We start from the raw sequence: 26,882 nt of genomic DNA on the forward strand, positions 1-26,882 counted from the left end.
TGGCCTTGCCTTAGGGTTGGGTCATGTTCAAGCAGCGGGTAGTGTTCGTCCACGGCTCAGGCAGCTTTGGATCGGCTGCCTGGCCCAAACAGCACGGCATGGCACTGGCCTATGATGCCCTCTTCCTGCGGCGGTACGGATTCGACCCCCAGTCGGAGCCACTTGAGACCGACTTCGCCGCTGATACTGCTATCATTCTGGGGGCGTTGAGCGATGAGGGGCGCGGAGCCGCCGGTGGTCATGTGGTGGCGCATTCCCAGGGCGCCATCTCGGCAATGATGGCAGCAGTGGAACGCCCGGATCTGGTGTACTCCCTGACACTGGTGGAGCCCGCCTGCCTCTCCTTGACGGCTGAACTTCCCGCGACCGCGGCCCACAGGTCCCTCATGGAGCCGCTCTTCGACATCAGGCACCAGCTTGGGGACGAAGACTTCCAGCGGGAATTCGTCCGCCGTGCTTTTTCGGCCGAAGCGCCCGGGCCAACCACCCCCGAGGCTCGCAAGGCCGCCAGGCGGCTCCGGCTCCAGGCTCCGCCGTGGGAAGCGCCGCTCCACATTGTGCCGGGGGTACCAACCCTGGTCCTCACTGGCGGGTGGGAGCCGCTCTATGAGGAGATCGCTGCTTATCTGCGCGAAACCGGTGCCCTTCACCGGACTGCGGCGGGAGGGCACCGGCCTCACGATTCCGTAGAGGGAGACCGCATCATCCGGTCATTCCTGGCTGACGTCAGCCGGCGTCAGCAGTCCCGGGCTTCCTGATCCTGGTGCCGTCATTTGCCGGCACCAGCAATTCGGGCAGATACACCTTTCCGCCGGCGGCGAGGAATTCCTCGCTTTTCTCCCGCATGCCAGCCGTCAACGCAGCAATTTCTGCAACCTGCGCCTGGGCCTCCGCAGACCCGAACTCGTTCCGAATGTCCTGGCTGATCCGCATGGAGCAGAACTTGGGACCGCACATGGAGCAGAAATGGGCAGTCTTGGCTGGTTCGGCCGGGAGTGTTTCGTCATGGAAAGCCTCGGCGGTTACCGGATCGAGTGAGAGTGCGAACTGGTCCCGCCAGCGGAATTCGAACCGTGCCTTGGAAAGTGCATCGTCCCGCTCGTGCGCTCCGGGATGCCCTTTCGCAAGGTCTGCGGCGTGGGCGGCGATCTTGTAGGTGATCACACCAGTCTTCACGTCGTCTTTGTTCGGCAGGCCCAGGTGTTCCTTGGGGGTGACGTAGCAGAGCATGGCGGTGCCATAGCGGGCAATCTCGGTGGCCCCAATAGCCGACGTAATGTGGTCATACCCCGGGGCGACATCGGTGACGAGCGGGCCCAGGGTGTAGAACGGCGCGCCCTTGCAGAGCTCCTGCTGGCGCTCCACGTTCTCCCGCACCAGGTGGAACGGGATGTGGCCGGGACCCTCCACCATCACCTGGACATCAAAATCCCAGGCCCGCTGGGTGAGCTCGGCAAGCGTGTCGAGCTCGGCGAACTGTGCGGCGTCGTTGGCGTCTGCGGTGGCACCGGGCCGTAACCCGTCACCCAGCGAAAACGCGACGTCGTACATCGCGAAAATATCGCACAGCTCGTCGAAGTGGGTGTAAAGGAAGTTCTCCTCGTGGTGGGCGAGGCACCAGCCGGCCATGATGGAGCCGCCCCGTGACACGATGCCTGTGACGCGGTTGGCTGTGAGCGGCACGTAGCGGAGCAGGACGCCGGCGTGGATGGTCATGTAGTCCACGCCCTGCTCGCACTGTTCAATGACGGTGTCGCGGAAGATCTCCCAGGTCAGGGCGTTGGCTTCTCCATTGACCTTCTCCAGTGCCTGGTAGATGGGGACGGTGCCGATGGGCACGGGAGAGTTGCGGATGATCCACTCGCGGGTGGTGTGGATGTCATCGCCGGTAGAGAGGTCCATCACTGTGTCGGCTCCCCACTGGGTAGCCCACTGCAGCTTGTCCACCTCTTCGGCGATAGAGCTTGTCACGGCCGAGTTTCCGATGTTCGCGTTGATCTTTACCAAGAAGGCCTTGCCGATGATCATGGGCTCGGACTCGGGGTGGTTAATATTGTTCGGGATGATGGCCCGGCCTGCCGCCAGCTCGCTGCGGACCAACTCAACATCGCAATTTTCGCGGAGAGCCACAAACCGCATTTCCGGGGTGATCATTCCCTGACGCGCGTAGTGCATCTGGGTGACCGTCCTGCCGCCGACGGCACGGCGGGGCACCGGCTGCGCTCCTTTCCACTCCTCTGAGGCTGCTCCCCGACGGACAGCCGAGCGGCCGTCGTCGAGCAGGGTGCGCTCCCGTCCGCTGTACGGCTCTGTGTCCCCGCGGGCTTCTATCCATTCGGAACGGAACGGCCTGAGACCGACCACCGGGTCGCTGCCGGGACCGGCCGTGCGGTAGACGTGGAAAGGACCGTTTCTATCGCCGTTGGGGGAGTCCTCCAAGGCGATTGCAGTCACCGGCACCTTGATTCCGTTTCCTTCGCCGGAGACGTAGGTGAGGGAGTGTGACTTCAGGGACTGCGTTTCGCCGGAGGGAATTTGGACAGGGCTGTGCTGTGATTCTGGGGTACTCAAGGGAATACTCACTTCCTTCGCCGGCATTACCCGGACAGGTTCAACGGTCGCAGGCTGCGTCAGCCCGATCTCAGCCCCTGCAAGGGCACCCGTGTGGTCGTAAATGAAGCTATCACACCGATGCCTCCTGCAACCCGAGGCGTCCCACAAACCGGGGCGCCGCAGCATCGCCATGCCAGGGAACATCCTGCGGTGGTCCGCCGTTAGGCTTTTGTCCGTGCCGAAAATAATTGAATTCAGCGGAACGGTGCTCACATCACCTGACTCGGAGCGACACGGAATGTGGGCAGTAGACGGGAAGCTGACCTTTCGTCGTCCCGCAGGAAACCCCGGCGTCGTCCTCGATGGCTGGGTGATGCCAGGGCTCGCCGATGCCCATTGCCACATCGGCCTGGGCCCGGAGGGTGAAGTGCCTGACCATGTGGCCGAGGCGCAGGCCCTGCAAGACAGGAATGCCGGCACCCTGCTGGTCCGCGATGCCGGCTCCCCCAGCGATACCAGATGGCTTCAGCACCGCAGGGACATGCCACGGATCATCAGGTCCGGCAGGCATGTTGCCAGGACGCGCCGCTACCTGAAGAACCTCGCCCTGGAGGTGGAGCCCCGGGATCTGGCGGAAACCGTGAGGAAGCAGGCCCGTGCGGGTGATGGGTGGATCAAACTTGTGGGGGACTGGATAGACCGCGACGCCGGGGATCTCGCCCCTTGTTTTCCGTCCTGGGCGGTGAAGGATGCCGTTCTCGCGGCGCACGAGGAGGGTGCCCGGGTCACCGCCCACTGTTTTGCCGAGGACACGCTGGATGACATGCTCGACGCCGGGATTGACTGCATCGAACACGGAACCGGCCTCCTTCCGCGCCACATCCCCCGCTTCATCGAGCAGGGTGTTGCCTTGGTTCCCACCCTGGTCAACATCGGAACCTTTCCAGATATCGCCAAACGGGCAGATGCGAAGTTCCCGGTCTACGCCGCCCATATGCGGTCCTTGTGGGCACGGCGCAATGAGCGCGTCCTGGAGGCATTCGAAGCGGGAGTGCGAATCCTTGCCGGCACAGATGCGGGAACAGTCATAGCCCACGGACGGATCGTGGACGAAGTCCTCGCCCTGAATGCCGCAGGGCTCCCTGCCGCTGCGGCACTGGACTCTGCGGCCTGGGCTGCACGCTCCTGGCTGGACGCCGAAGGCGTGACCGAAGGTGCCAGCGCCGATGTGCTGGTGTGCGCCGAAGACCCCCGCGAATCCCTGACTACCCTGAAGACGCTCCGCCATATCGTGCTCAGAGGGGAAGTGCTTCGTTAGGGGAAGTGCTAACAAGGGGAAATGCTCAATGAGGGAATAAATTGAACCTTCAAGTAATTTAACTCTATGAGTGCAGGTCGCCGATCCGGGCGGCCCCCGAACCAGGAGTGAATTATGACCACGGAAACGAGCAGCCAGGATCTGCTTCCCGCCGACCTCACCATGGGCACAGTGATGCTCAAGGTACGGGACCTGACGCTGATGACCGATTACTACCAGCGCGCCCTCGGACTGGAGATCGTGGCGGAGCAGGATGGCGGGCTCTACCTGGGCCGGCGCCGCCAGCCCCTGGTCCACCTTGCTGCAGCTCCCCGACTGGCTGTTCCTTCCCGTGGCGAAGCAGGGCTCTTCCATACAGCCTTGTTGTTCGAAGACCAGCCGGCCCTTGCGGCCACCGTGGCTACGGCAGCCCACTACGAGCCCCGGTTGTTCACGGGAAGCGCCGATCACCTGGTGAGCGAAGCCTTCTACTTCAACGATCCCGAAGGTAACGGCATCGAACTCTACTGGGACCGCCCCCGTGAGGTGTGGTCATGGGATGGCAAGAACGTTGTAATGGACAGCTTGCCTCTTCCCCCTCAGCACTACCTGCAGCGCCACCTGACCGAAGAGAGAGTCTCCGAACAGCGGGAGTCGGGTGCCGGCGTCGGGCACGTCCACCTCCAGGTAGGCGACGTCCAGACGGCCCAGGACTTCTACGTGGATACGCTGGGCTTTGAAAAGACCGCCGGCTGGCACGGTCAGGCCCTTTTTGTCTCCGCCGGTGGCTATCACCACCACATGGCCATGAATGTCTGGAACAGCCGCGGCGCCGGACCACGCAAGGACACGCTGGGGCTGGGGGAAGTTCTCATTGAAGTTCCCGCAGGGGACGACGTCGGGGCGCTCGCCGACCGCCTGAAAGTCGCCGGGGTCTCTTCCCATCACACCGGCCTGGAACTGCGCTTTGAGGATCCGTGGCGCAACAGGATCCGCGTGGCGGTGCGCTGACGATCCCCGCCTTCCGGGTTGGGCCGCCTTCTGCGTTAGGCTGATTCGGACGGCCACGGTGGGGCTCAAAATCCGCATCGTAGGACCTTCCTCGCAGCGACGGAATGAGGATGATTTCCATGGGGTTCACTGAGATCTTTGTTTCCACCCACGACGGCGCGCTGAAGCGGGCCACAGCGCTCGACGATGGCGGACCCGCCACCGGTGATGCCGTGCGCATCCCCGGAATCAGCGACTTCGAAATCGAGCAGTTGGGCGACCTCGCAGGCGCGGCCGTGCACGCTGCAGGCGCGGACTACGAGCTGGCCATGGTGGACGTGGCAAGCGACTCCCTTCTCGGTGTTCCTCCGGCCATGGTCCGTGCCCTGGCCGAATTGCTCAGCTACGAATCTGAAGGCGAAGGCGATGTGCTTGAACATGTCGCCGAGCAGTGGGCTGCGGAAGACGACATGCCTTTCGGGCCCGATGAAGCCAAGGGCTACGTCCAGCGGATTGCAGAGCTGGCAAGCGGCGTTGATGACAACGATCGGACCGGGCTGTACGTCTGGGCGTCGTAGGCGTTAGCGCGTCGAAGAAGACCGGCTGGGGGTCAAGTCGAAATCCCGCCGTCGATCTGGCACAATAAGTAGGTACTTGATCTGCGTGGCCCCTCTCTCCGCGTCTGGATCCTGTCCTTTAGAACCCCCTAGTATGGCCCGCCCCACGGGTGCAGAACGCGGGTTCGACCCCGTTTCAGAAACAGGAGTGACCACAAAAGTGGCCGTAAAGATTCGCCTTAAGCGCTTCGGTAAGATGCGCGCACCGTACTACCGCATTGTCGTTGCAGACTCACGCACCAAGCGTGATGGTCGTGCCATCGAAGAAATCGGCAAGTACCACCCCACCGAGGAGCCCTCATACATCGAGGTTGACTCCGAGCGTGCCCAGTACTGGCTGTCCGTCGGCGCCCAGCCGTCAGAGCAGGTTGCCGCGATCCTCAAGATCACCGGTGACTGGCAGAAGTTCAAGGGTCTTCCCGGCCAGGAAGGTACCTTGAAGACGAAAGCCCCCAAGGTTGCCTTCGTTGCTCCGGAAAAGCGCTCCGTGATCATCCCGGAAGCCATCACCAAGAAGGCCAAGGCGGAAGCTCCGGCTGAAGCAGACGCCGAAGCAGAGACCACCGAGGCTGAGTAAATTGCTGGCAGAAGCGCTCGAACACCTTGTCCGCGGGATTGTTGACAGCCCCGAGGACGTCAAGGTCAGTGCCAAGAACAACCGCCGCGGGGATACCCTCGAGGTTCGCGTTCATCAGGACGATCTTGGCAGGGTGATCGGCCGTCAGGGCCGTACAGCACGTGCATTGCGCACAGTGGTGGCGGCATTGGCGAATGGCGAGCAGGTCAGGGTCGACGTCGTCGACACCGACCGCCGCCGGTAATCGCGCCAGCAACACTTGTCTTGGGTCCGGCCCCTTCACCAGATGGTGGAGGGGCCGGACTTTTTAGAGATCCCATACCCTTCCCAGAGCGGCAGCTCGAAACTATTCATCCCGAATCCGGAACAGAGGAACAGAGGAACAGATGCAGCTTCAGGTGGCACGAATCGGAAAACCCCACGGCATCCGCGGTGAGGTGACCGTACAGGTGTTGACGGATGCGCCGGGGGATCGCTTTGTCCCTGGTACCGAGTTCGTGGTGGAACCCGCTTCCGCAGGGCCGCTGACGATTCTGAGCGCCCGCTGGAACAAGGACATCCTGCTGCTCGGATTCGAGGAGATCGAGACCCGCAATGAGGCGGAGACACTCCGTGGAGCCAAGCTATTCATTGAAACCGAGGAGCTGGACGAGGATGACGACGAAGGCTGGTATGAGCACGAGCTTGTGGGACTTGAGGCACGGGTGGGGTCAGAGGTCGTAGGCACCATCGCGGCACTCACCACCCTGCCGGTTCAGGACCTCCTGACTGTAAAGACACCTGACGGCAAGGAAATCCTGGTCCCCTTTGTGGAACAGATTGTCCCTGAGGTCAACATTGCTGAAGGTTTTGTGCTGATCACGCCCCCGCCGGGGCTCTTTGGGATCAATGAAGAAGGCGGCGCCGGGGACAGCGACGAAACCGCACCCGCCGAAGCCGGGGACGACGACTAAATGCAGATCGACGTCGTCAGTATCTTTCCGGAATATCTGGCGCCTTTGGAGCTGTCCCTCATCGGGAAAGCCCGCCAGGACGGGTTGCTTGACCTGAAGGTGCACGACCTCCGCGAATTCACCACGGACCGGCACAGGACTGTCGATGACACTCCGTACGGTGGCGGGGCCGGCATGGTCATGAAGGCCGAGCCGTGGGCGCAGGCACTCTCCTCCATCGCGGAGGGAGGACACGCGGGCAAGAAGCCGGTGCTGATCGTTCCGTCGCCCGCGGGCGAGCGCTTCAACCAGTCGCTGGCCCACGAACTGGCTGAAGAAGAGCAGCTCGTTTTTGCCTGTGGCCGGTATGAAGGCATAGATGAGAGGGTCATCGAGTGGGCTTCGGAGCACTTTACTGTCCGCCCGATGAGCCTTGGCGACTACGTCCTTAACGGAGGCGAAGTTGCCGTACTGGCCATGGTTGAAGCGATTGTCCGGCTTTTGCCAGGCGTTGTTGGCAATCCGGAATCCCTTGTGGAGGAATCTCACGCGGACGGACTGCTGGAGTACCCCGTCTATACGAAGCCTTCCATCTGGCGCGACCGTGAGGTGCCGGCCATCCTTTTGAGCGGCAATCACGGGAAAATCGCCCAGTGGCGGCGCCACGAACAGTACCGCCGCACCGCAGCCCGTCGCCCGGATCTGCTGGAGGGTTTCGACACCACAAAGCTGACCCGCGCGGACCGTACGGAATTTGCGGACCTTGGGTACGACGTCGTCGACGGACGCCTGCGTCGCCGGCCGGACGAGCCGGGAAACGATCAGGGCTGAGGGATTCGCCTCAAGGCTCCGCATGTGGCAAAATTAGTCCTTGTGCCTACTGGGTGCGAACCTGCCACAGGGGGAGCGTAACCAACAGCCTGGCGCCCCGGACCCGTCAATCAGTGACGGAACCGGAACAGCAACTTTCGGCGGGAATTTCCGGGCCTTTCAAAACCCGGGCTTGGCCGCCGTGACCCAAAGTAAATGACCTGTGGCGTTTACCAGGAGTGGATCAATGCATATCCTCGATTCCGTAGATGCAGCCTCGCTGCGCACCGATGTTCCTGAGTTCCGCGCGGGTGACACCCTCAAGGTTCACGTCAACATCATCGAAGGCAAAAACTCCCGTATCCAGGTGTTCCAGGGCTTTGTCCTCGGCCGCCAGGGCGACGGTATCCGCGAAACCTTCACCGTCCGCAAGGTTTCCTTCGGTGTCGGCGTAGAGCGTACCTTCCCGGTACACTCCCCGATCATCGACAAGATCGAGCTCGTTACCAAGGGTGACGTGCGCCGGGCCAAGCTTTACTACATGCGCGCACTGCGCGGTAAAGCCGCCAAGATCAAGGAAAAGCGCGACTTCCAGACCGCCAAGTAAGTCTCCGGACTTTCGAAGCGGGTCCGCAACCCGTATCCGGCCGCGCCGGAGCCATCCGCAACAGCGCCACAGGATACGGATCATGGACAACAACACAAAACGCCAGTACGGGAGACCGGGCTGGCGTTTTGTTTTGCTTGCGCTCGTTGTGGCAGTGGTCATCAGCGGGTTGTTCCGGTCGCTGTTGCTTGATATTTACTACATCCCCTCGGCGTCCATGGAGCCTCTGTTCGAAACGGGAGACCGGATCCTAGTGTCCCGGACGGACTTGCAGACACAGCCCATCGGGCGTGGGGACGTCGTGCTCTTCGACGGACGGGGTACCTTTGCTCCCCTGAACAGTGGCCAGGGGCCGTTGCTGGATGCCGCCTCGGGCCTAGGACACTGGATTGGGCTCACAGGAAGTGACACCACGTACGTAAAGCGGGTCATCGGGCTCCCCGGCGATCATGTGGTGTGCTGCGGAACCGACGGCAGGCTCACAGTGAATGGCCAGTCTCTTGAGGAACCCTATGTGTATGACGGCGATGCGCCGAGCAAGCAGAAGTTCAGTGTGATCGTGCCCCCCGGACGGTTATGGTTACTCGGTGATCATCGGGCCATGTCAGCCGATTCACGGAGTCTGCTGGGCGCCCCGGGCGGCGGGATGGTTCCCCTTGACCGGGTTATCGGCCGACCGGTACAGATCATCTGGCCGCTTGATAGATTTGGCTCAGTGGAACGGCCTTCCAAGGCCGAGACAACAACGAAGGATGGACAGTAGATGCCCGAGACCGACCCCCGGGATTCCGGGTCGCACGAGCGGGACGAGTCCGGACACCTTCCGTTCACAGGAGCGGCTCCCGCAGCGGCGGCTTCAGGTGTGCCTGCAACAGGTGTGCCCGCTGCCGAACGGGCAGGCAGCGGAGCTTCCGTTCTTGGGCGTGCAGCACAAAGGCGTGCGGAAACAGGCAAGGAGAAGAAAGACGACCGGGGCCCCAGCCAGCTTCTCCTTTGGCTGAAGGAAGTAGCCACGGTGGTGGCCATCGCCATTGTCCTGTCCTTCCTCATCAAGACTTTCCTGTTCCGCGCCTTCTATATTCCGTCCGAATCCATGGTCAATACCCTGGACATCAGCGACAGGATTTTCGTCAATCTGCTGGTTCCGGAGCCCTTTGCCCTGCAGCGCGGCGACGTCGTGGTATTCAGGGACACCAAGGGCTGGCTGCCGCAGACGCCCCAGCAGGAGGACGGTCCCTTCACCTGGTTCGAAGATGCCGTGATCTTTGTGGGGCTGTTGCCTGACGATACGGAACAGCACCTGGTCAAGCGCGTCATCGGGCTCCCTGGAGACCACGTGGTCTGTTGCGGTGCCGGCGGCCGGCTGACGGTCAACGGCGATCCTTTGGACGAGAGCTACGTGAACAAGGCAGAAGTACCCGAGATCAGGAATTTCGACGTCGTGGTCCCCGCCGGCAAGGTGTGGGTCATGGGGGATAACCGGAACCATTCTGCCGATTCCCGCGCACACCAGGACACCAACGGCGGGTTTATCGACCTGGCTGATGTTGAGGGGAAGGCAGCGGTCATTGCATGGCCCCTCAATAGGATTGGCATACTCGACAATTATCCGGACGTCTTCAAAGACGTCCCTGCTCCCGCGGCAAAGTAATGGCTACTGAAGCACCCACCCTTGACTACGAGCGCCGCTTCCTAAGCCGCGGTGTGCAGCTGCTTGCCGGCGTCGACGAGGTGGGCCGCGGCGCCTTGGCCGGGCCCGTCACGGTGGGAATTACGGTGGTGGACCTTGGCCGGCAGGAACTCCTTGAGGACGTCCGGGACAGCAAACTGCTCAAGGCGGAAGACCGGGAGCGGTTGGAGCCCCTGGTGCGGGGCTGGAGTGTGGCATCGGCGGTAGGGCATGCTTCGGCAAACGAAATTGATTCCCTCGGCATCATCGCCGCGCTGAGGACTGCCGGCAACCGCGCCTGGAACCAGATCCTTGCCCTCGGAATCACACCTCAGGCGGTGCTGCTCGACGGCAGCCACAACTGGCTGACGCCGGATCCCCAGCCATCGCTTTTCGACGAGCCGGGCCTTTTCGACGATCCTCCCCTGTCCAGTGAGCCCTCGCTAATGGCTGGAATGCCTGAGCATGGTTGTGACGCTCCCGTTTACACCCTGGTGAAGGCCGACATGCAGTGCCTTAGCGTAGCCGCGGCCAGCGTCCTCGCGAAGGTGGAACGTGACCGCCTCATGCTTTCGCTGCATAGCGAGTACCCGGCTTTCGGCTGGAACGAGAACAAGGGTTATGGGACCGCTTCCCACCGCGAAGCTCTCCGCCTGTCCGGGCCCACCCCCTATCACCGGGTCAGTTGGCAGTTGCTCGGACCTGACGTTTGACCCTGGGACCTGCCGTCTCCCGTGGCGCACAGCGCCTGCTGCATGGTGCAAGATGGAAGCATGAGTGCCGAGGATCTTGAGAACTACGAAACAGACATGGAGCTTCAGCTCTACCGTGAGTACCGGGACGTCGTCGGCCTGTTCAGCTACGTTGTCGAAACTGAGCGGCGGTTCTACCTTGCCAACCATGTCGACCTTCAGGCCCGGAGTGCCGACGGCGAGGTCTACTTCGATCTGACCCTGCAGGATGCTTGGGTGTGGGACGTTTACCGCTCAGCCAGGTTTGTGAGAAGCGTACGGGTCATCACGTTCAAGGATGTCAACGTAGAAGAGCTTCCCCGCAGCGAAGAGCTCGCGCTTCCCAAGGACGTCGATCTGGGCAACTAGCCTCCCACTTTTCCTCCACATAGAAACTTGGGCTGACTTACCCACATAGCGCAACGTCTCCCTGCCTGGCCTTCCGTCGCTCCGCGAGGGTTGGTGGCGGAGGTAGAGATGAAAGCCAAAGACATACTTGGTCGGCGTGGGGAAGATCTTGCTGCGGGCTATCTGGAATTGCAGGGTATGCGGATTGTGGACCGCAACTGGCGCTGCACTGAAGGCGAAATAGACATCGTCGCGCTCGACGGCGACTCACTGGTCGTTGCCGAGGTCAAGACACGGACCTCACTGTCCTACGGGCATCCCTTTGAGGCCGTCGGCGTCAGCAAACTGGCCCGGCTGCACCGCCTGGCGGCCGCCTGGTGCCGCGACCACGAGCTGAGGATGCCGTTGCGCCGGGTGGACGTTATCGCCGTGGTGGACGACGGCGTCGGCGATCCCGTGGTGGAGCACCTCAAGGGCGTGGGCTAGGTGGGGCTGGGTAGGGCCTATTCAGTGGCCCTGGTGGGGCTGAACGGCTACATCGTGGAAGTTGAAGCAGATATCGGCCAGACCCTTCCGGCGTTTGTGATCCTGGGCTTGCCGGACGCGAGCCTTAACGAGGCTAAGGAGCGGATCCGCTCGGCCGCGCAGAATTCCGGTATTCCGCTCAGCAGGCGGAAGATCACGGCCAATCTGATCCCCGCCTCGTTGCCCAAGCGCGGCTCGGGCTTCGACCTTGCAATCACAATGTCTGTCCTCAGGGCAGCCAATGACATCAAGAGCACTGAGCGGACCGTGTTCATTTCCGAGTTGGGTCTCGATGGCCGGCTGCGGCCTGTTCGCGGAATCCTGCCTGCCGTGATGGCCGCTGTCCAGGCGGGCTATCCGGATATCGTGGTGGCGCAGTCAAATGCGGCCGAGGCCGAGCTCGTGCCCGGCGCACGTGTCAGAGGGTACAGAACTCTTGCACGTCTTGCCTTCGATTACGGGGCTGATCCCCAGGAACTTGCCTTGGACTTCGAACCGGCGGACGAGGAGCCGTGCGACCCCGAGGATGCTGCCCGGCCGGTGCCTGACATGAGTGACGTATCCGGACAAGGGGATGCGCGGCGTGCGCTGGAGGTCGCCGCGGCAGGCGCTCACCATTTACTCCTGACAGGCCCGCCGGGCGCAGGCAAAACCATGCTTGCAGAGCGGCTTCCCGGGCTTCTTCCCGATCTCGGGGACACGGAGGCGATGGAGGTGACCGCGATCCACTCGCTGTGCTCTCTGCCCTCAGCTTCAGTGCAGCTTGTCCGCAGGCCGCCGTTCGAGAATCCACATCACAGTGCCACGTCGGCTGCAATCATAGGCGGAGGGTCCGGCCTGCCCCGGCCCGGGGCGGCCTCACGGGCGCATCGCGGAGTGCTTTTCCTTGACGAAGCGCCGGAGTACGAGCGCCGCGTCCTGGATGCGCTGCGGCAGCCGCTCGAGAGCGGTGAACTCGTCATCCACCGTTCCGCAGGAACCGCCGCCTACCCCGCCCGTTTCCAGTTGGTGCTGGCTTCGAATCCCTGCCCCTGCGGTAAGGCCTCGGGGAAAGGGCTGGACTGTACGTGCACGCCGATGATGAGGCGCCGCTATGTGGCGAGGATGTCAGGTCCGCTCCTTGACCGCGTGGACATCCAACTGGAGGTCGAACGGGTCTCCTTGGCAGACTTCGGGCAGTCCGGAGGAGAAGAAGACACCAGGACCATTGCCGCGCGCGTTGGGGCTGCCCGGAACAGGCAGTCGGAGCGGCTCCTGCCTTTTGGGATGGAGACAAATTCGCAGGTGCCGGGCCGCGTTCTGCGGGGAATCCTGCGGTTGCCTGCGCCCACAACGCGGATTCTGGACCATTCGCTGGAACGCGGTGTCTTGACTGCAAGGGGTTACGACAGGGTTCTCCGTTTGGCGTGGACTCTTGCCGATCTCGGAGAACGCGGCAGTCCCGATTCCAATGACATCGGACAGGCACTCGCTTTGCGGCAGGCAGCCACGCCGGCTGCGGCGTGAGAGGAAATCATGACAGACAATGAGCGATCAGCCAGGGCGGCACTGTCCAGGCTGATGGAGCCTCAGGATGCGGCTGGTATGGCACTGGTAAGCCTAGTTGGGGCAACAGATGCCCTGCTGATTGCCACTGGCCAGATAGGAGCAGGGCCGGAACTTGAGCGCGATATCACAACGGTACTGGCGGACAGCGGCGGCGGAAGCCAATGGCCAGGGCTGGGAGCGGCCCTGAAACGCTGGGCCCCTCGGATACCGGATCTGGCACCGGAACGGGACATTGCTACCATGCAACGTCTGGGAGGACGCTTGATCATTCCCGGTGATGATCTCTGGCCGGGGCAATTGGAGGATCTGGGTATTCATCAGCCGTTGTGTCTTTGGTGGCGGGGTCTGGAACAACCGCTGCCTCCTACTGCAAAGTCCGTCGCCCTGGTGGGTTCCCGTGACAGCACCAGCTATGGAGCATCCGTGACCGGCGACCTCGCCTATTCTTTGGCCCAACGGGGTTTCACCATCGTGTCAGGCGGGGCATACGGTATCGACGCCCATGCTCATCGGGCCGCACTTAGCGGAGGAACAGCAGCCATTCCCACCATTGCGGTGATGGCCGGAGGCGTTGACCGGTTCTATCCATCGGGCAACGAGGACCTGCTGAGGGCCGTAGCCAATCAAGGTGCTGTGCTTGCCGAGGTTCCGCCCGGCTCCGCCCCCACCAGGTACCGTTTTCTCCAACGGAACCGGCTGATCGCCGCTTTGACCGCCGTCACTGTGGTGGTTGAAGCGAGGTGGCGCTCCGGAGCGCTTAATACAGCCCACCATGCCGAGAGCCTGGGGAGGGTCGTCGGAGCCGTTCCCGGCTCTGTGCACAGTGCAAACTCTGCTGGCTGCCATCGCCTCCTGAGGGAGGGTGGTGCTGTGTGCGTCACGGACGCCGGTGAAGTGGCAGAACTGGCAGGCCCCAGCGGAAGCTCTCTGCCGGAAGACAAGCGTGGCGCATCGGCGGACCATGACGGCCTGACGCTTGAAGACCTGATCCTTCTGGATGCGCTTCCGTTGCGCTCCACCAGTTCGGTGGAGAAACTTACCGCCGTCGCCGGTCTGGGCATCGAATCGGTCCGTGCCGGCTTGGGGCGGCTTGGTCTCCTTGGACTCGCCGTTTCTGAAGGTGGAGGCTGGAAGCGGTCAAAGAAATCGTGCTGATCCGGTTGATTGTTCCGGTCCGCAGCCGAGGGGAGGAGACATCCGTTTGCACGCCGCCATGTATCAGCAATTTTTGAAGTGATTTTGAGGCATACCCTTGTGCCCCCGGGACTCGCCGCCTGCGTCCTTGATCCGGGAGCAAATGGTGGGAAAGTGAAGACGTGAAGATCCAGAACCTGCCCTCCGCCCTGGCCGGTGCTGCCGACAGCTTCGGCAAGTACCTCGTGGGGGAGCGGGCACGGTCACCGCATACGGTCCGGGCTTATCTTTCGGACCTGGATAGCCTTCTTGTCCACGTTGTATCGGAAGGCATCAGCAGTCCGCAGGAAATAGAGCTTGGGACGCTGCGCCGTTGGCTGGGCGCCCAAAGCGAAGCCGGGATATCCCGGTCAACTCTCGCGCGGCGGGCCGCTACCGCGCGGGCTTTTACTGCCTGGGCACTGCGCGAGGAGTTGATCGCCGTCGATCCAGCTCTCAGACTCAAAGCGCCAAAGCGGGAAGGATCCCTCCCGGGCGTCCTCAACCAGCAACAGATCACCCGGATTCTCACGGATCTGGAAACCGCCGCAGCGGCCGGCGCCCCAGTCCCCTTGAGGAACCGCGCAATAGTGGAACTGCTTTATGCAACGGGGGTGCGGGTGGGAGAACTTGCCGGCATGGACATCGACGATCTCGATCCGGACAGGAGGACACTGCGCGTCCTGGGCAAAGGCAATAAAGAGCGCACGGTTCCCTACGGACTGCCGGCGGCTGTCGCAGTGGATGATTGGCTCCGTCGCGGGAGGCCAAGGCTGGCTACCGAAGTCAGCGGCCCGGCGCTCTTCCTGGGCCTGCGGGGAAAACGGGTTGATCAGCGCCAGGTGCGGTCGGTCGTTGAGGGCCTGTTGGAGACGCTGGGCGATACTTCGGCAACCGGGCCCCATGCCTTGCGTCACTCTGCCGCCACCCATTTACTCGACGGCGGCGCTGACCTGCGGGCCGTCCAGGAAATCCTCGGCCACAGCAGCCTTGCCACCACCCAGATCTATACCCACGTCTCAGTGGACCGCTTGCGGAAGAGCTACCTTCAGGCCCATCCCCGCGCCTGATTCCTTCGAATTGCACTGGCGTAATTAGGCGTGGTACGGCACAATAAGACTCACGTCGGCAACTCTCAACTGATGCTTGAAGCTAACAATCGGGCATCTATTGAAGCCGGCGTTGTCCTGAAAATTTCATAAGTCTGGCAAGGATCACCCGCACTACGCGGTAACCGGGCAGCGGACACACATCCAGGCAGAGGTCGTTGGGGAAGACGTACCTACAGCTATGGAGGATGGAATGTCTGTTGCAATAACCCGCGGTGTGTTGTTCATTCACTCGGCCCCGACTGCCCTGTGCCCACACGTTGAGTGGGCTATCGGGTCAGTAGTGGACAAGCGAACGGACCTGGAGTGGACTGCTCAGCCTGCTGCGCCCGGAATGTTCCGGGCGGAGTTGTCGTGGACGGGCAACCAGGGAACTGGGGCCCAGCTGGCTTCTGCCCTGCGCGGATGGGCCCATCTGCGCTATGAAGTCACGGAAGAGCCCAGCCCCGGTGTCGACGGCGGTCGCTGGTCGCACACACCGGAGCTCGGCATCTTCCACGCTATGACGGACGTTCACGGAAACATCATGGTGTCTGAAGACCGCATCCGTTACGCCTACGAATCAGGCGCCGGCGATCCTTCCGCCGTCTACCACGAGCTGTCATTGGCACTTGGCGAGGCCTGGGATGAGGAACTGGAACCCTTCAGGCATGCCGCGGAAGGTGCACCCGTCCGCTGGCTGCATCAGGTCGGCTAAAACGCTGTCTGGTCTGTCCACCGGGACGGACGTGCCGAAAGCCGACCGAAGTCAGCATCAATCCACACGCCTCCACTGATTGACCTTCCATAGCAAAGAAGTGGCCCCCGCCGGAGTGAACTTGCTCCGCGGGGGCCACTTCTGCGTTGGCCGTGGATCGGTACTGGACGGTCCGGTACTAGACGCTGCGGACTGCGATGACCGCGTTGTGGCCGCCGAAACCGAACGAGTTACTCAATGCGACGATGTTCCCGGAAGGGAGATCGCGGGCGGTGGTTACGACGTCGAGCGGGATTTCAGGATCCTGGTTTTCAAGGTTGATCGTCACCGGCGCCTTCCGGTCATAGACAGCGAGTACTGTCAGCACTGCTTCAACCGCTCCTGAGGCGCCCAGGAGGTGCCCCATCTGGGACTTGGTGGCGGAGACCGCCACGTTCTCCACCTGGGCACCCAGGGCGGCCTTGAGAGCGGTGTACTCGGGCTTGTCGCCTACCGGAGTGGAGGTGGCGTGCGCATTCACGTGGACAACGTCCTCCGCCTGCACCCGGCCGTCAAACATCGCGGCTTTCAAGGCGCGGGTTGCGCCAAGGCCTTCCGGGTCCGGGGCAGTGATGTGGTACGCGTCAGCCGTTACCGACGTGCCAGCGAGCTCCGCATAAATGCGTGCGCCGCGGGCAAGCGCGTGTTCTTCGGCTTCGAGGACAATGGCGCCGGCGCCCTCACCCATCACAAAGCCGTCCCGGTCCTTGTCGTATGGCCGGGAAGCACCCTCAGGGTTTTCATTGCGCCGGGACAGTGCCTGCATGGAGGAGAAGGCTGCGATCGGCATCGGGTGGATGGCAGCTTCCGCACCGCCGCAGACGACGACGTCTGCCTTGCCGGAACGGATCAGTTCAAGGCCAAGGTGCAAGGCTTCCGTTCCGGAAGCGCATGCTGAGACAGGAGTGTGGGCGCCTGCACGGGCACCGAGGTCAAGGCTGACTGCTGCGGCCACTCCGTTGGGCATCAGCATCGGAACTGTCATGGGAAGAACGCGGCGGGGACCTTTTTCGCGCAGCGTGTCCCAGGCGTCGAGCAGGGTCCAGACTCCGCCAATACCGGTAGCAAAGGCAACGGCGAGCCGGTCATGGTCAACTTCGGTGATCCCGGAGTCGCCCCATGCCTCGCGGGCAGCGATAACGCCGAACTGCGTGGACGGGTCCATCCGCTTGGCTTCAACCCGGGCGAGAACGTCCAGGGCCGGGGTGGAGGCCCGGGCGGCAAAGTGAACGGGGAGCTCAAACTTGGCCACCCAGTCATCTTCGAGGGTGCGGGCTCCGGAGACGCCCTTCAGCGCATTCGTCCACATCGTGGGTACGTCGCCGCCGATGGGCGTGGTGGCACCCAGACCGGTAATGACTACTTTGCGTGTCATGGGATCACTCTCTGTCGGTGCTTGCCGCGCCCTCCGCTGGCGGCCAGGGAGGCTGCGCGGGGGCGTGCGTAAGGATCTATCGAAAACTTGGAACTTCTTTGGGCTGCCGGTCCCGGTGGCGGAAATCGCCGGACCGGGACCAGCGGCCCCTCAGGCTTGGAGCCCGAAACCCGGACTAGGCCTGGGCGTTGGAGATGAAGCTGACGGCGTCGCCAACGGTCTTGAGGTTCTTGACCTCTTCGTCCGGGATGCGCACGCCGAACTTCTCTTCGGCGTTGACCACGATGGTCATCATGGAGATGGAGTCGATGTCCAGGTCCTCGGTGAAGGACTTGTCCAGCTCTACTGCCTCAGTAGCCAGGCCGGTTTCTTCGTTGACGATTTCAGCCAGGCCGGCCAGGATCTCTTCGTTGCTAGCCATTGATGGCTCCTTTTCTTGTGTTGCCGGCAGTTACCGGAAATGGTGCAAACCGCGGATACGGCTTGGTGTGGAAAAATGCGTGCTTCTCAGAACGTATTCAGTTATCGGATCGCTGACCGGAGGACCGGTGCTTAGGGGAGCACGACCACCTGGGCGCCAAAGACAAGGCCTGCGCCGAAGCCGATCTGCAGGGCAAGCCCGCCGCTCAGGGCAGGGTTTTCCTTGAGCAGCCTGTGGGTGGCCAGGGGGATGGATGCGGCGGAGGTGTTTCCTGCATCGGCGATGTCCCGGGCGACGGTGACCGACTCCGGGAGTTTGAGCTTCTTCACCATCTCATCGATGATCCGCATGTTCGCCTGATGGGGTACGAAGGCCACAAGGTCATCTGCCGTGACGCCTGCGGCGTCGAGTGCTTGCTGGGCTACCTTGGCCATCTCCCATACAGCCCACCGGAAGACTGTCTGGCCGTCCTGACGGAGAGTGGGCCAGATGGCTGCTTCCGTTACAGCTGCCTCGGCGGTGCTCACGGCCGTGAGCGTGGCGTTTCCATGGGTGGCGTTCCCTTGGGAGCTGACCGCTGCAGACAGTCCCTGCGGGTCGAGTGCCTGGTCCCGGGCTTCATTGAGGGAATGCGTCATACCGATGGCGTCCCACTTGCTGCCGTCCGAACCCCAGACCGACGGGCCGATGCCGGGGGTGTCCGAAGGGCCGATGACAACGGCGCCGGCGCCGTCACCGAGCAGGAACGAAATGGTGCGCTCCGTGTTGTCGATGACGTCCGAGAGTTTCTCCGCACCGACCACCAGCACGTAGTCTGCGGCTCCGGACCTGACAAGGGCATCACCTTGGGCAATGCCGTAGCAGTAGCCGGCACAGGCTGCGGAGATGTCGAATGCCGGAGCGGGCGTCGCTCCGATCCGATCCGCAAGGCTCGCTGCCGCGGAAGGCGTCGCGTAGGGGTGGGTCACTGTGGAGACGATCACAGCGCCCAACTGGGAGGCATCAATGCCGGCCTTCTGGAGAGCCTCGCGGGCCGCGCCCTCCGCCATGTCAATTACGCTGACGTCAGCGGCCGCACGGTGCCGGGTGACGATGCCCGTGCGCTGCCGGATCCATTCGTCTGACGAGTCGATCCACTGGCAGACGTCGTCGTTAGTGACAATGACATCCGGGCGGTAGGCCCCGAGGCCAAGGATCCTGGTGTTCGGGTTTACGGGTGCCTGTTTGAGAACGGGAACGCTCATGACTGGCCATCCAGTTCTGCGAAGAGGGCAAGGGCTGCGGAAAGGTCTTCGGGGGTCTTGACGGCGACTGTCTTGACGCCCGGCATTCCTCGCTTGGCGAGACCGGCAAGGGTCCCGGCGGGGGCAAGTTCGATGACTCCGGTGACGCCCCTCTGGACGAGGGATTCCATGCACAGGTCCCAGCGCACCGGTCGGGATACCTGGGCGATGAGGCTCTCCACTGCCGCGGAGCCTTCCGTTACTGCCTGGCCGTCAAAGTTGGAGAGGAGCGGCACTTGGGGGTTCTGCGGGGACAGAGTGGGCTTCAAGGCCTCCAGCGCGCTCACAGCGGGTGACATGTGCGAGGTGTGGAAGGCTCCGGCCACCTTCAACGGGATGACCCGCGCCTTCGCCGGTGGGTTGTCAGCGAGAAACTTCAGCTGATCGAAGGTGCCCGCTGCGACAGTCTGGCCGGCTCCGTTGACGTTGGCAGGCGTTGCCCCCGAGGCTTCGATGGCAGCGAGGACCTCCGCGGGATCGCCGCCCACAACAGCACTCATTCCGGTGGGGGTCACGGCCGCAGCCGAAGCCATGCTGTTGGCACGCTCGCGGACGAAGGTCATAGCCTCAGCCTCAGTGACGACACCGGCAAGGGCGGAAGCGGTGATCTCTCCCACGGAGTGGCCGGCCAGGACCACCGGAAGGGTGCTGAGTTCGACGTCGAACAGCGACTTTGCTGCCACCAGGCCGGCGGCCACAATCAAAGGCTGCGCGACAGCAGTATCTTTGATTGTCTCTTCGTCAGAAGTGGTTCCATGCGCGGTGAGGTCTAGGCCTGCGATTTCACTCAGGGCGGCCAGATGGCCTGCTACGGAAGGCAGCTCTAGCCAAGGGGCCAGAAAACCAGGGGTCTGGGAGCCCTGTCCAGGGCAGACGATTGCAAGCACGTATCCAGCTTTCCAAATTACCGAGCGATTCAGCGGTGCATTGATGCACCAAGCTCCATGGGTCAGTTTGTAGGAAGTCTACAACGGTTCAGTTGTTGTTTCGGGACGGCTGGCGTTCCGTGGCAGCCTTTGGAGGGGCGGACAAACGGCCTACAACCAGCGCGGCCTGGAGAACAAAAGCCTCCCGGGGGAGGAGCGGATCCCATCCCGTGACGTCACATACCCGCTTCAGGCGGTAACGCACGGTGTTGGCATGAACGAAGAGTTCCCGGGCTGTTGCCTCCAACGAATGCCCTAGTTCAAGGTACGTTCCCAGCGTCTCCACCAGGCCGTTGGAAGCGGCCACAAGGGGTCTGTAGATGTTTTTCACGAGGCACCTGCGCGCCGCATCGTCGCCGGAAATGACCCGTTCGGGCAGCAAATCATCGGCGGCGACGGGCCGGGGGGCTGACGGCCAGGCTCGCGCAGCGGTCAATCCGGCAAAGGCGGACTGGGCAGAGCCGCTCGCTTCCAGCAGCGAACCGGCTTCCGGCCCGTAGACCACCGGACCCGGCGCGAACAGCTCGCTGAGCTTCTGGTAAGCGGACTCCCTGTCCTGCAAACCGCCCAGGATCAGGATCAGGCGGTCTCCCTGGATCCCTACGAGGGCGTCTTCGGCAAAGCGGCCGGCGGTCCGGCGCAATTCACTCACATAGCTTGCGCTGGGCTCTGACGGCGAGTTTCCGACCATTACCGTGAACCGTTCCTGGGCTTTCCAGCCCAAGGCGGCGATCCTGGACCTCAATGCGTCCGTGTTTTCCCCGCGAAGGATGGCATCAACAATCAGTGCTTCGAGCCGCGTGTCCCAGGAACCCCGGGATTCCGCGGCGCGGGCGTAGACGTCGGCGGCTGCAAAGGCCACCTCACGGGAATAACGCAGCACAGCTTCGCGCAATGAAGGCTGATCCGCCTCCGGGGCGATCACCGGCACCTGGTCCTCGACTACCTCCACCACGATACGAATCAGCTGGAGGGCTTTTTGCAGGCTGATGGAGCGGGTGAGTTCGGTGGGCGCCGTCCCGAAGACATCAGAAAGAATCCACGACGGCGAACTCGGCCTTTCATACCAGGTCACGAACGCTGCGATACCGTTCTGGGCGACCATGCCGAGGGCAGACCGCTCATCCGAGCTGAGCCTGCTATACCAAGGAAGCGATTTTTCCAGTTGGCGCAAAGTGGTGGTGGACAGCTGGCCCACGCTTGCCCGCAGCTTCTTAAGCGTTTCGGTCTTTTCGGGGCTAAGGGCCCGTGACGCAGGTTTGCGCTTTGGGGGAGTTGGGTTTGGCTCTGCCATGCAATGAGCATACGGTGCGCGCCGGACAAGCTCCATTTGTGCAAAGGCTACAAACCGCCTTTGGGTGCAAGAACGACGACGGCGGTCCCCACCGAAAGGTGGGAACCGCCGCGTCATGGCAGTGCTCAATGCAGGTGCTGTCCGGGGCTAGGAGTCTCCTCCAGCGTTCCCGGTGCTGCCGGCATTGACGTTGTGCAGGCGGTACTTCTCGATTGCCTGAGCGGGCGCTCCGGCATCCACTTCTCCGCGGCGCGCCAGCATCTCAAGCGAGCGGACAACCACTGAGTGGGTGTCGTTCTTGAAGAAGCGGCGTGCAGCGGCACGGGTGTCCGAGAAACCGAACCCGTCAGCGCCCAGCGAGGCGAACTCGTTCGGCAGGAACTGGCGGATCTGGTCCGGCACGGCCTTCATGTAGTCGGTAACGGCAACAATCGGTCCGGTGGCCCCGGCCAGCTGCTGGGCCACGAAAGGTGTCCTCGCGGGCTGGCCCGGGTTCAGGAACGCCTCTTCTTCGGCAGCCAGGCCGTCGCGGCGGAGTTCGTTCCAGGACGTTACAGACCAGACGTCGGCGGAAACGCCCCAGTCCTCGGCAAGGATCCGCTGGGCGTCCAAGGCCCAGGGAACCGACACGCCCGATGCCAGGATCTGGGTCCGGGGACCGTCGATCTTGGCTGGTGCCAGCAGGTAGATGCCCTTGAGGAGTCCTTCGACGTCCAGTTCTTCGGGTTCAGCAGGCTGCAGGATGGGCTCGTTGTAGACCGTGAGGTAGTACATGAGGTTCCGGTCGCCGCTGTTCTCGCCGTACATCCGCTCGAGGCCGTCACGGACGATGTGGCCCATTTCGTAACCGTAAGCGGGGTCGTAGGTGACCACGGCGGGGTTCGTGGAGGCAAGAAGCGGGGAGTGTCCGTCAGCGTGCTGGAGGCCTTCACCGGTAAGGGTGGTGCGGCCAGCCGTGGCGCCGATGATGAAACCACGCGTCATCTGGTCAGCTGCTGCCCAGAAAGCATCGCCTGTCCGTTGGAAACCGAACATTGAGTAGAACACATATACCGGTATCAGCGGCTGGCCGTGAGTGGCGTACGCGGTTCCGGCTGCCGTGAACGCCGCCACTGCTCCGGCTTCGTTAATGCCCGGGTGGATCAGCTGCCCGGCGGGAGACTCCTTGTAAGCCAGGACGAGGTCCCGGTCCACGGAAAGGTAGTTCTGGCCCTTGGGGTTGTAGATCTTAGCCGTCGGGAAGAAGGCGTCCATGCCGAACGTACGCGCCTCATCGGGGATGATCGGCACGATCCTCTGGCCGAATTCCTTATCCCTCATGAGGTCCTTGAGCAGCCGGACGAACGCCATGGTGGTGGCCGCCATTTGCTTGCCCGAACCGCGTTTGGCCACTTCGTAGGCCTTGGTGTCCGGAAGTGTGACGTCCACGTGCTCGGACCGCCGCTCGGGAACAGATCCGCCCAAGGCAGCCCGTCGCTCCATCATGTATTTGATTTCGGGGGCTTCAGTTCCGGGGTGGAAATACGGCGGCTGGTACGGGTCGCCTTCAAGCTGGTCATCCGAGATGGGGATCCGCAGGTGGTCGCGGAAGGCCTTGAGGTCATCCAGGGTGAGTTTCTTCATCTGGTGAGTCGCGTTGCGGCCTTCGAAGTGCGGTCCAAGACCATACCCCTTAACCGTCTTGGCCAGGATGACGGTTGGCTTGCCCTTGAATTCAGTGGCGGCCTTGTACGCGGCGTAGACCTTGCGGTAGTCGTGCCCGCCGCGCTTGAGGTTCCAGATGTCGTCGTCGCTCAGGTCCGCGACCAAATCCTTGGTCTGCGGAGTCTTGCCGAAGAAGTGCTCGCGCACGAATCCGCCGGATTCGGCCTTGTACGTCTGATAGTCGCCGTCCGCGGTTTCGTTCATGATCTTCACGAGCGACCCGTCCGAGTCGCGCGTCAGCAGGTCATCCCACTCGCGGCCCCAGACCACCTTGATGACGTTCCAGCCCGCGCCACGGAAGAACGCTTCGAGTTCCTGCATGATCTTGCCGTTGCCGCGGACCGGCCCGTCAAGGCGCTGCAGGTTGCAGTTAATGACGAAGTTCAGGTTGTCCAGGTTCTCGTTCGCTGCGAGCTGGAGCAGGCCGCGGGACTCGGGCTCGTCCATTTCGCCGTCGCCCAGGAATGCCCAGACCTGCTGGTCTGAGGTGTCCTTGAAGCCGCGGTTGTGCAGGTACCGGTTGGACTGGGCCTGGTAAATCGCATTCATGGGGCCAATGCCCATGGACACAGTGGGGAATTCCCAGAAGTCCGGCATGAGCCGGGGGTGGGGATAGGAGGAGAGGGCATGTCCCTCACGGGACTTTTCCTGCCTGAACCCATCGAGATCCTTCTCGCTGAGCCGGCCCTCCATAAAGGCGCGTGCGTACATTCCGGGGGACGCGTGTCCCTGGAAAAACACCTGGTCCCCGCCGCCGGGATGGTCCTTGCCGCGGAAGAAGTGGTTGAACCCCACCTCATACAGGGTCGCAGCGCCCGCGTAGGTGGAGATGTGCCCGCCAACACCGATATTGGGGCGCTGGGAACGGTGCACCATCACTGCTGCATTCCAGCGCATGTACGCCCGGTAGCGGCGCTCATACTCCTCGTTCCCCGGGAATTCTGCTTCCTGGTCCACCGGGATGGTGTTCACATAGTCCGTGGTGGTAACCATCGGCACCCCGACGCTCTGAGCGCCGGCACGCTGCAACAGACTGCGCATGATGTACTGGGCACGCTCGGTGCCCTGTTCCCTGATCAGTGAGTCGAGGGACTCCATCCATTCGGCGGTCTCATCCGGATCACGATCAGGCAGCTGGTTAGTCAACCCGCTGAGGATATGGGAGGTATCTTCTCCTGCAGCCACGTCCAACCTCTCTTTGCGCGCATTCAGCGGCGCCCTCAGGTCCGGCAGGGTAACTGCCTGGCGTGAACGCGACGTGTGCGACGTATCGGTAACATCAGCCCGGTCATGTGCGCCGGGCAGGGGTCCTATCACGTCTATGACCACACATAAAGCCAGAGCGGTTGCCCCGCAGGCATAGACGTCATCAGCAACTCTAACTCCGACCGCGATGCGATGCGTAGCCGCGTGCTTTACACCCCTGTCGTATTTCGCCGTCATACTGGTTGTGTGACAATCCGTCGGGTAGCCTCAGCGGATCCGGCGTGCCCTTTGACGCAGAAATTGCGGGGCCACGGGGTCAACAGCTTGATGCACAGGCACAAAGGGTGTTGGCTTGTACCAATGGAGGTCATCTGACTTTTATGCAATCAAGAGTATTGGAGGAACACGTGAGCGAGGCCGACGCCGCCACTTCGGTAAATGTGGCGGAAAAATTGGGTTTCAAAAACGGGGATCTGATTCAGGAGTTCGGCTACGACGACGACGTCGACTTCGACTTGCGTGACGATATTGAAGACCTCACGGGCTCGGAACTCCTCGATGAAGATGACCATGACGTCGTTGATGCCGCCATTCTTTGGTGGAGGGCCGACGATGGCGACCTCGTGGACACTCTCGTCGAACCCCTCACCACCCTCTCCGAGGGCGGTGCCATCTGGGTTCTGACACCGAAATCCGGCCGGCCCGGCTACGTGTCTCCTGCAGACATCCAGGATGCTGCCCCCACCGCCGGCCTTCACGTCACTACGTCAGCCGGCGTGTCCAAGGACTGGAGCGCCACCCGGTTGGTGACCAGGAAGAATAAGTGACCCTGCCCGTTCAGGCCACAGCGGAACATACGCTTGTTCCAACCGTCGGCCAACCGGCTCCCGATTTCGAACTGGTCAATCAGTTCGGTGAGCCTGTCCGGCTCTCTGCATTGCGTGGCCAAAACGTGGTTGTGCTTTTTTACCCGTTTGCGTTTTCCGGGATCTGTACGCAAGAGCTGTGTGAGATCCGGGACAACCTCGCTGAGTTTGACGAGGCGAACGCAACCGTGCTGGCAGTATCCGTTGACAGTAAGTTCACGCTTCGCGCCTACGCAGAGGCGGAAGCCTATGGCTTCAGCCTCCTGGCGGACTTCTGGCCCCACGGAGCGGTGGCACAGCAGTACGGCGTGTTTGACGCCGTCACGGGGATGGCCTTGCGGGGCACTTTCATCATCGACGCGCACGGCGTGATCCAATACGTCGTCGTCAATCCCCGGGGACAAGCCCGGGACCTGGCCGACTATCGTGAGGCCTTGGCTGGACTGGCCAGGTAGCTGGATTCGATGAGGCAGCGGCGGCCGGGGATCGGGATGACTGGATTTGCAATCCTGCCCTCGGTTCCTGCCGCAGGCCCCGCCCCCGATCAGCTGGAAATACTCCAGGCCATAGCTGATCTCCTTGCCGGCACCAGGTTTGCAATGCTCACCGGAGCCGGATTGAGTACAGATTCGGGAATTCCCGATTACCGCGGCCCTGGTTCGCCTCCCCGTGAACCCATGACTTACCAGGAGTTCGTGGGGGAGCACCACAACCGTCAGCGCTATTGGGCACGCAACCACATCGGCTGGTCCCACCTCAAGCGTGCGGATCCCAACCCTGGACACCTGGCCGTCACCGTTCTTGAACAGCGTGGGCTCTTGACCGGCCTCATTACACAGAACGTGGACCGCCTGCATGAAGACGCCGGGAGCGTCAACGTGGTTGACCTGCACGGCCGCTTTGACCAGGTCGTCTGCCTGTCGTGCTCCCGCCGCTACAGCCGGAAACTTGTGGCGGGCGTGCTTGAAGAACTCAATCCACGATTCCTTGAGGAAGCCCTTGCAGCTGGAGTGGTCGAAATAGCGCCTGACGCTGACGCTGAAGTGGACGACCTCCGGCTGATCGAGAGTTTTGTGATCGCCAATTGCCCTGCCTGCGGTGGACTGCTGAAGCCCGATTTCGTCTATTTTGGCGAGAATGTTCCGAAGGAAAGAGTGGAACAGGCTTATGCCATGGTGGACGAAGGCGAAGCGCTTGTGGTGGCAGGATCCTCGCTGACCGTTATGAGCGGCTTGCGGTTCGTGCGCCATGCAGCGAAGCAGGGAAAACCGGTAGTCATCATCAACCGGGGTGAAACCCGCGGGGACAACCTGGCGACCATAAAACTCGAAGCCGGCGTAAGTGAGTCACTGACGTGGCTGGCGGCCAATCTTTCTCCGCTGTAGGGACCGGAGGCTACAGGACGACGAAGGCGATTGGCTTTCTCCGCCCAGGTTCGGGTAGAGTCTATGTTCGTTGGTTGGAAGCACCGCAGTGTTCAAACCATACGATGGGTCTTTAGCTCAGCTGGTAGAGCGCCACGTTTACACCGTGGATGTCATCGGTTCGATCCCGGTAGGACCCACCACAGGAAACCCCGTCATTC

General features: G+C 62.4%; 28 protein-coding genes, 1 tRNA gene and 1 riboswitch. Of the genes, 22 read left to right on the forward strand and 7 right to left on the reverse strand.

Translation table 11 applies throughout. The features are described from left to right. Positions 1 to 23: 23 nt before the first annotated feature. Positions 24 to 758: an alpha/beta fold hydrolase gene (locus M1E05_RS08975; protein ID WP_458111213.1), complete on the forward strand. Its 735-nt coding sequence runs from the start codon at positions 24 to 26 to the stop codon at positions 756 to 758. On the opposite strand, the gene thiC is transcribed toward M1E05_RS08975, so the two are convergent. Then, on the reverse strand, positions 727 to 2,571 hold the full coding sequence (thiC, locus tag M1E05_RS08980) for a phosphomethylpyrimidine synthase ThiC (protein ID WP_458111212.1): 1,845 nt from the start codon (positions 2,569 to 2,571) through the stop codon (positions 727 to 729). The two genes, M1E05_RS08975 and thiC, sit on opposite strands and share 32 nt — an antisense overlap. Next, positions 2,567 to 2,674, reverse strand: a riboswitch (TPP riboswitch). Its footprint overlaps the gene before it by 5 nt. 114 nt (positions 2,675 to 2,788) lie before the next feature. Here thiC and M1E05_RS08985 point away from each other — a divergent pair. From M1E05_RS08985 to M1E05_RS09065, 17 genes are all read left to right on the forward strand, one after another. Continuing rightward, a complete protein-coding gene (locus M1E05_RS08985; protein ID WP_461165042.1) occupies positions 2,789 to 3,871 on the forward strand; it encodes an amidohydrolase family protein in 1,083 nt (360 codons plus the stop codon). Between the two features lie 114 nt (positions 3,872 to 3,985). Beyond that, positions 3,986 to 4,861, forward strand: coding sequence for a VOC family protein (locus tag M1E05_RS08990; RefSeq protein WP_461165043.1), 876 nt, complete (start codon positions 3,986 to 3,988; stop codon positions 4,859 to 4,861). A 119-nt stretch (positions 4,862 to 4,980) separates the two neighbouring features. Next, on the forward strand, positions 4,981 to 5,418 hold the full coding sequence (locus M1E05_RS08995) for a hypothetical protein (protein WP_461165044.1): 438 nt from the start codon (positions 4,981 to 4,983) through the stop codon (positions 5,416 to 5,418). Between the two features lie 199 nt (positions 5,419 to 5,617). Then, a complete protein-coding gene (gene rpsP / locus M1E05_RS09000) occupies positions 5,618 to 6,034 on the forward strand; it encodes a 30S ribosomal protein S16 (protein ID WP_458114518.1) in 417 nt (138 codons plus the stop codon). 1 nt (position 6,035) lies between these two features. Beyond that, positions 6,036 to 6,278 carry an RNA-binding protein gene (locus tag M1E05_RS09005; RefSeq protein ID WP_247045668.1) on the forward strand — a complete coding sequence of 81 codons (243 nt, stop codon included), beginning with the start codon at positions 6,036 to 6,038 and terminating at the stop codon, positions 6,276 to 6,278. A 142-nt stretch (positions 6,279 to 6,420) separates the two neighbouring features. Further along, positions 6,421 to 6,987 (forward strand): ribosome maturation factor RimM, encoded by a 567-nt coding sequence (gene rimM, locus M1E05_RS09010; protein WP_458111208.1) that lies wholly within the window; start codon positions 6,421 to 6,423, stop codon positions 6,985 to 6,987. After that, on the forward strand, positions 6,988 to 7,797 hold the full coding sequence (gene trmD, locus M1E05_RS09015; protein ID WP_458111207.1) for a tRNA (guanosine(37)-N1)-methyltransferase TrmD: 810 nt from the start codon (positions 6,988 to 6,990) through the stop codon (positions 7,795 to 7,797). A gap of 226 nt (positions 7,798 to 8,023) precedes the next feature. Beyond that, the gene (gene rplS / locus M1E05_RS09020; protein WP_458111206.1) at positions 8,024 to 8,383 is read left to right on the forward strand and encodes a 50S ribosomal protein L19; all 360 of its coding nucleotides are present in this window, start codon (positions 8,024 to 8,026) and stop codon (positions 8,381 to 8,383) included. Positions 8,384 to 8,465: 82 nt separating this feature from the next. Continuing rightward, positions 8,466 to 9,146: a signal peptidase I gene (lepB, locus tag M1E05_RS09025; RefSeq protein ID WP_461165045.1), complete on the forward strand. Its 681-nt coding sequence runs from the start codon at positions 8,466 to 8,468 to the stop codon at positions 9,144 to 9,146. After that, entirely contained in the window at positions 9,147 to 10,034 is an 888-nt protein-coding gene (gene lepB / locus M1E05_RS09030) for a signal peptidase I (RefSeq protein WP_461165046.1), read from the forward strand. Continuing rightward, positions 10,034 to 10,765 carry a ribonuclease HII gene (locus tag M1E05_RS09035; RefSeq protein ID WP_461165047.1) on the forward strand — a complete coding sequence of 244 codons (732 nt, stop codon included), beginning with the start codon at positions 10,034 to 10,036 and terminating at the stop codon, positions 10,763 to 10,765. Before lepB (M1E05_RS09030) ends, M1E05_RS09035 begins: the two co-directional genes overlap by 1 nt. A 60-nt stretch (positions 10,766 to 10,825) precedes the next feature. Then, a complete protein-coding gene (locus M1E05_RS09040; protein ID WP_458111202.1) occupies positions 10,826 to 11,152 on the forward strand; it encodes a DUF2469 domain-containing protein in 327 nt (108 codons plus the stop codon). 108 nt (positions 11,153 to 11,260) lie between these two features. Next, the gene (locus M1E05_RS09045; protein WP_458111201.1) at positions 11,261 to 11,617 is read left to right on the forward strand and encodes a YraN family protein; all 357 of its coding nucleotides are present in this window, start codon (positions 11,261 to 11,263) and stop codon (positions 11,615 to 11,617) included. After that, positions 11,618 to 13,162 carry a YifB family Mg chelatase-like AAA ATPase gene (locus tag M1E05_RS09050; protein ID WP_461165048.1) on the forward strand — a complete coding sequence of 515 codons (1,545 nt, stop codon included), beginning with the start codon at positions 11,618 to 11,620 and terminating at the stop codon, positions 13,160 to 13,162. It begins immediately after the preceding gene. A gap of 9 nt (positions 13,163 to 13,171) precedes the next feature. Then, entirely contained in the window at positions 13,172 to 14,359 is a 1,188-nt protein-coding gene (gene dprA / locus M1E05_RS09055; protein ID WP_461165049.1) for a DNA-processing protein DprA, read from the forward strand. A 161-nt stretch (positions 14,360 to 14,520) separates the two neighbouring features. Then, complete coding sequence (locus M1E05_RS09060; RefSeq protein WP_461165050.1) at positions 14,521 to 15,447, forward strand: tyrosine recombinase XerC; 927 nt, start codon at positions 14,521 to 14,523, stop codon at positions 15,445 to 15,447. A 232-nt stretch (positions 15,448 to 15,679) separates the two neighbouring features. After that, complete coding sequence (locus M1E05_RS09065; RefSeq protein ID WP_458111186.1) at positions 15,680 to 16,183, forward strand: DUF3145 domain-containing protein; 504 nt, start codon at positions 15,680 to 15,682, stop codon at positions 16,181 to 16,183. A 178-nt stretch (positions 16,184 to 16,361) separates the two neighbouring features. On the opposite strand, the gene M1E05_RS09070 is transcribed toward M1E05_RS09065, so the two are convergent. From M1E05_RS09070 to aceE, 6 genes are all read right to left on the reverse strand, one after another. Continuing rightward, a complete protein-coding gene (locus tag M1E05_RS09070) occupies positions 16,362 to 17,597 on the reverse strand; it encodes a beta-ketoacyl-[acyl-carrier-protein] synthase family protein (RefSeq protein ID WP_458111185.1) in 1,236 nt (411 codons plus the stop codon). A gap of 175 nt (positions 17,598 to 17,772) precedes the next feature. Beyond that, entirely contained in the window at positions 17,773 to 18,018 is a 246-nt protein-coding gene (locus M1E05_RS09075) for an acyl carrier protein (RefSeq protein ID WP_214840220.1), read from the reverse strand. A gap of 131 nt (positions 18,019 to 18,149) precedes the next feature. After that, positions 18,150 to 19,262 (reverse strand): beta-ketoacyl-ACP synthase III, encoded by a 1,113-nt coding sequence (locus tag M1E05_RS09080; RefSeq protein ID WP_458111184.1) that lies wholly within the window; start codon positions 19,260 to 19,262, stop codon positions 18,150 to 18,152. Then, the gene (locus M1E05_RS09085) at positions 19,259 to 20,188 is read right to left on the reverse strand and encodes an ACP S-malonyltransferase (protein WP_458111183.1); all 930 of its coding nucleotides are present in this window, start codon (positions 20,186 to 20,188) and stop codon (positions 19,259 to 19,261) included. The genes M1E05_RS09080 and M1E05_RS09085 overlap by 4 nt, the downstream gene beginning before the upstream one ends. Positions 20,189 to 20,276: 88 nt before the next feature. Continuing rightward, entirely contained in the window at positions 20,277 to 21,521 is a 1,245-nt protein-coding gene (locus tag M1E05_RS09090) for a PucR family transcriptional regulator (RefSeq protein ID WP_458111182.1), read from the reverse strand. A gap of 147 nt (positions 21,522 to 21,668) precedes the next feature. Next, the gene (gene aceE, locus M1E05_RS09095) at positions 21,669 to 24,410 is read right to left on the reverse strand and encodes a pyruvate dehydrogenase (acetyl-transferring), homodimeric type (protein WP_458114517.1); all 2,742 of its coding nucleotides are present in this window, start codon (positions 24,408 to 24,410) and stop codon (positions 21,669 to 21,671) included. Positions 24,411 to 24,838: 428 nt separating this feature from the next. Here aceE and M1E05_RS09100 point away from each other — a divergent pair, with 428 nt between their 5' ends. The 4 genes from M1E05_RS09100 (at position 24,839) to M1E05_RS09115 (ending at position 26,864) form a co-directional block, all read left to right on the forward strand. Next, positions 24,839 to 25,258, forward strand: coding sequence for a DUF3052 domain-containing protein (locus M1E05_RS09100; RefSeq protein WP_309105427.1), 420 nt, complete (start codon positions 24,839 to 24,841; stop codon positions 25,256 to 25,258). Between the two features lie 2 nt (positions 25,259 to 25,260). Continuing rightward, complete coding sequence (locus M1E05_RS09105; RefSeq protein ID WP_461165218.1) at positions 25,261 to 25,752, forward strand: peroxiredoxin; 492 nt, start codon at positions 25,261 to 25,263, stop codon at positions 25,750 to 25,752. Between the two features lie 9 nt (positions 25,753 to 25,761). Further along, complete coding sequence (locus tag M1E05_RS09110) at positions 25,762 to 26,682, forward strand: NAD-dependent protein deacetylase (RefSeq protein WP_461165051.1); 921 nt, start codon at positions 25,762 to 25,764, stop codon at positions 26,680 to 26,682. Positions 26,683 to 26,788: 106 nt separating this feature from the next. Then, positions 26,789 to 26,864, forward strand: a tRNA-Val gene (locus M1E05_RS09115). Positions 26,865 to 26,882: the final 18 nt, after the last annotated feature.

Source organism: Arthrobacter sp. R4-81 (genome assembly GCF_054792365.1).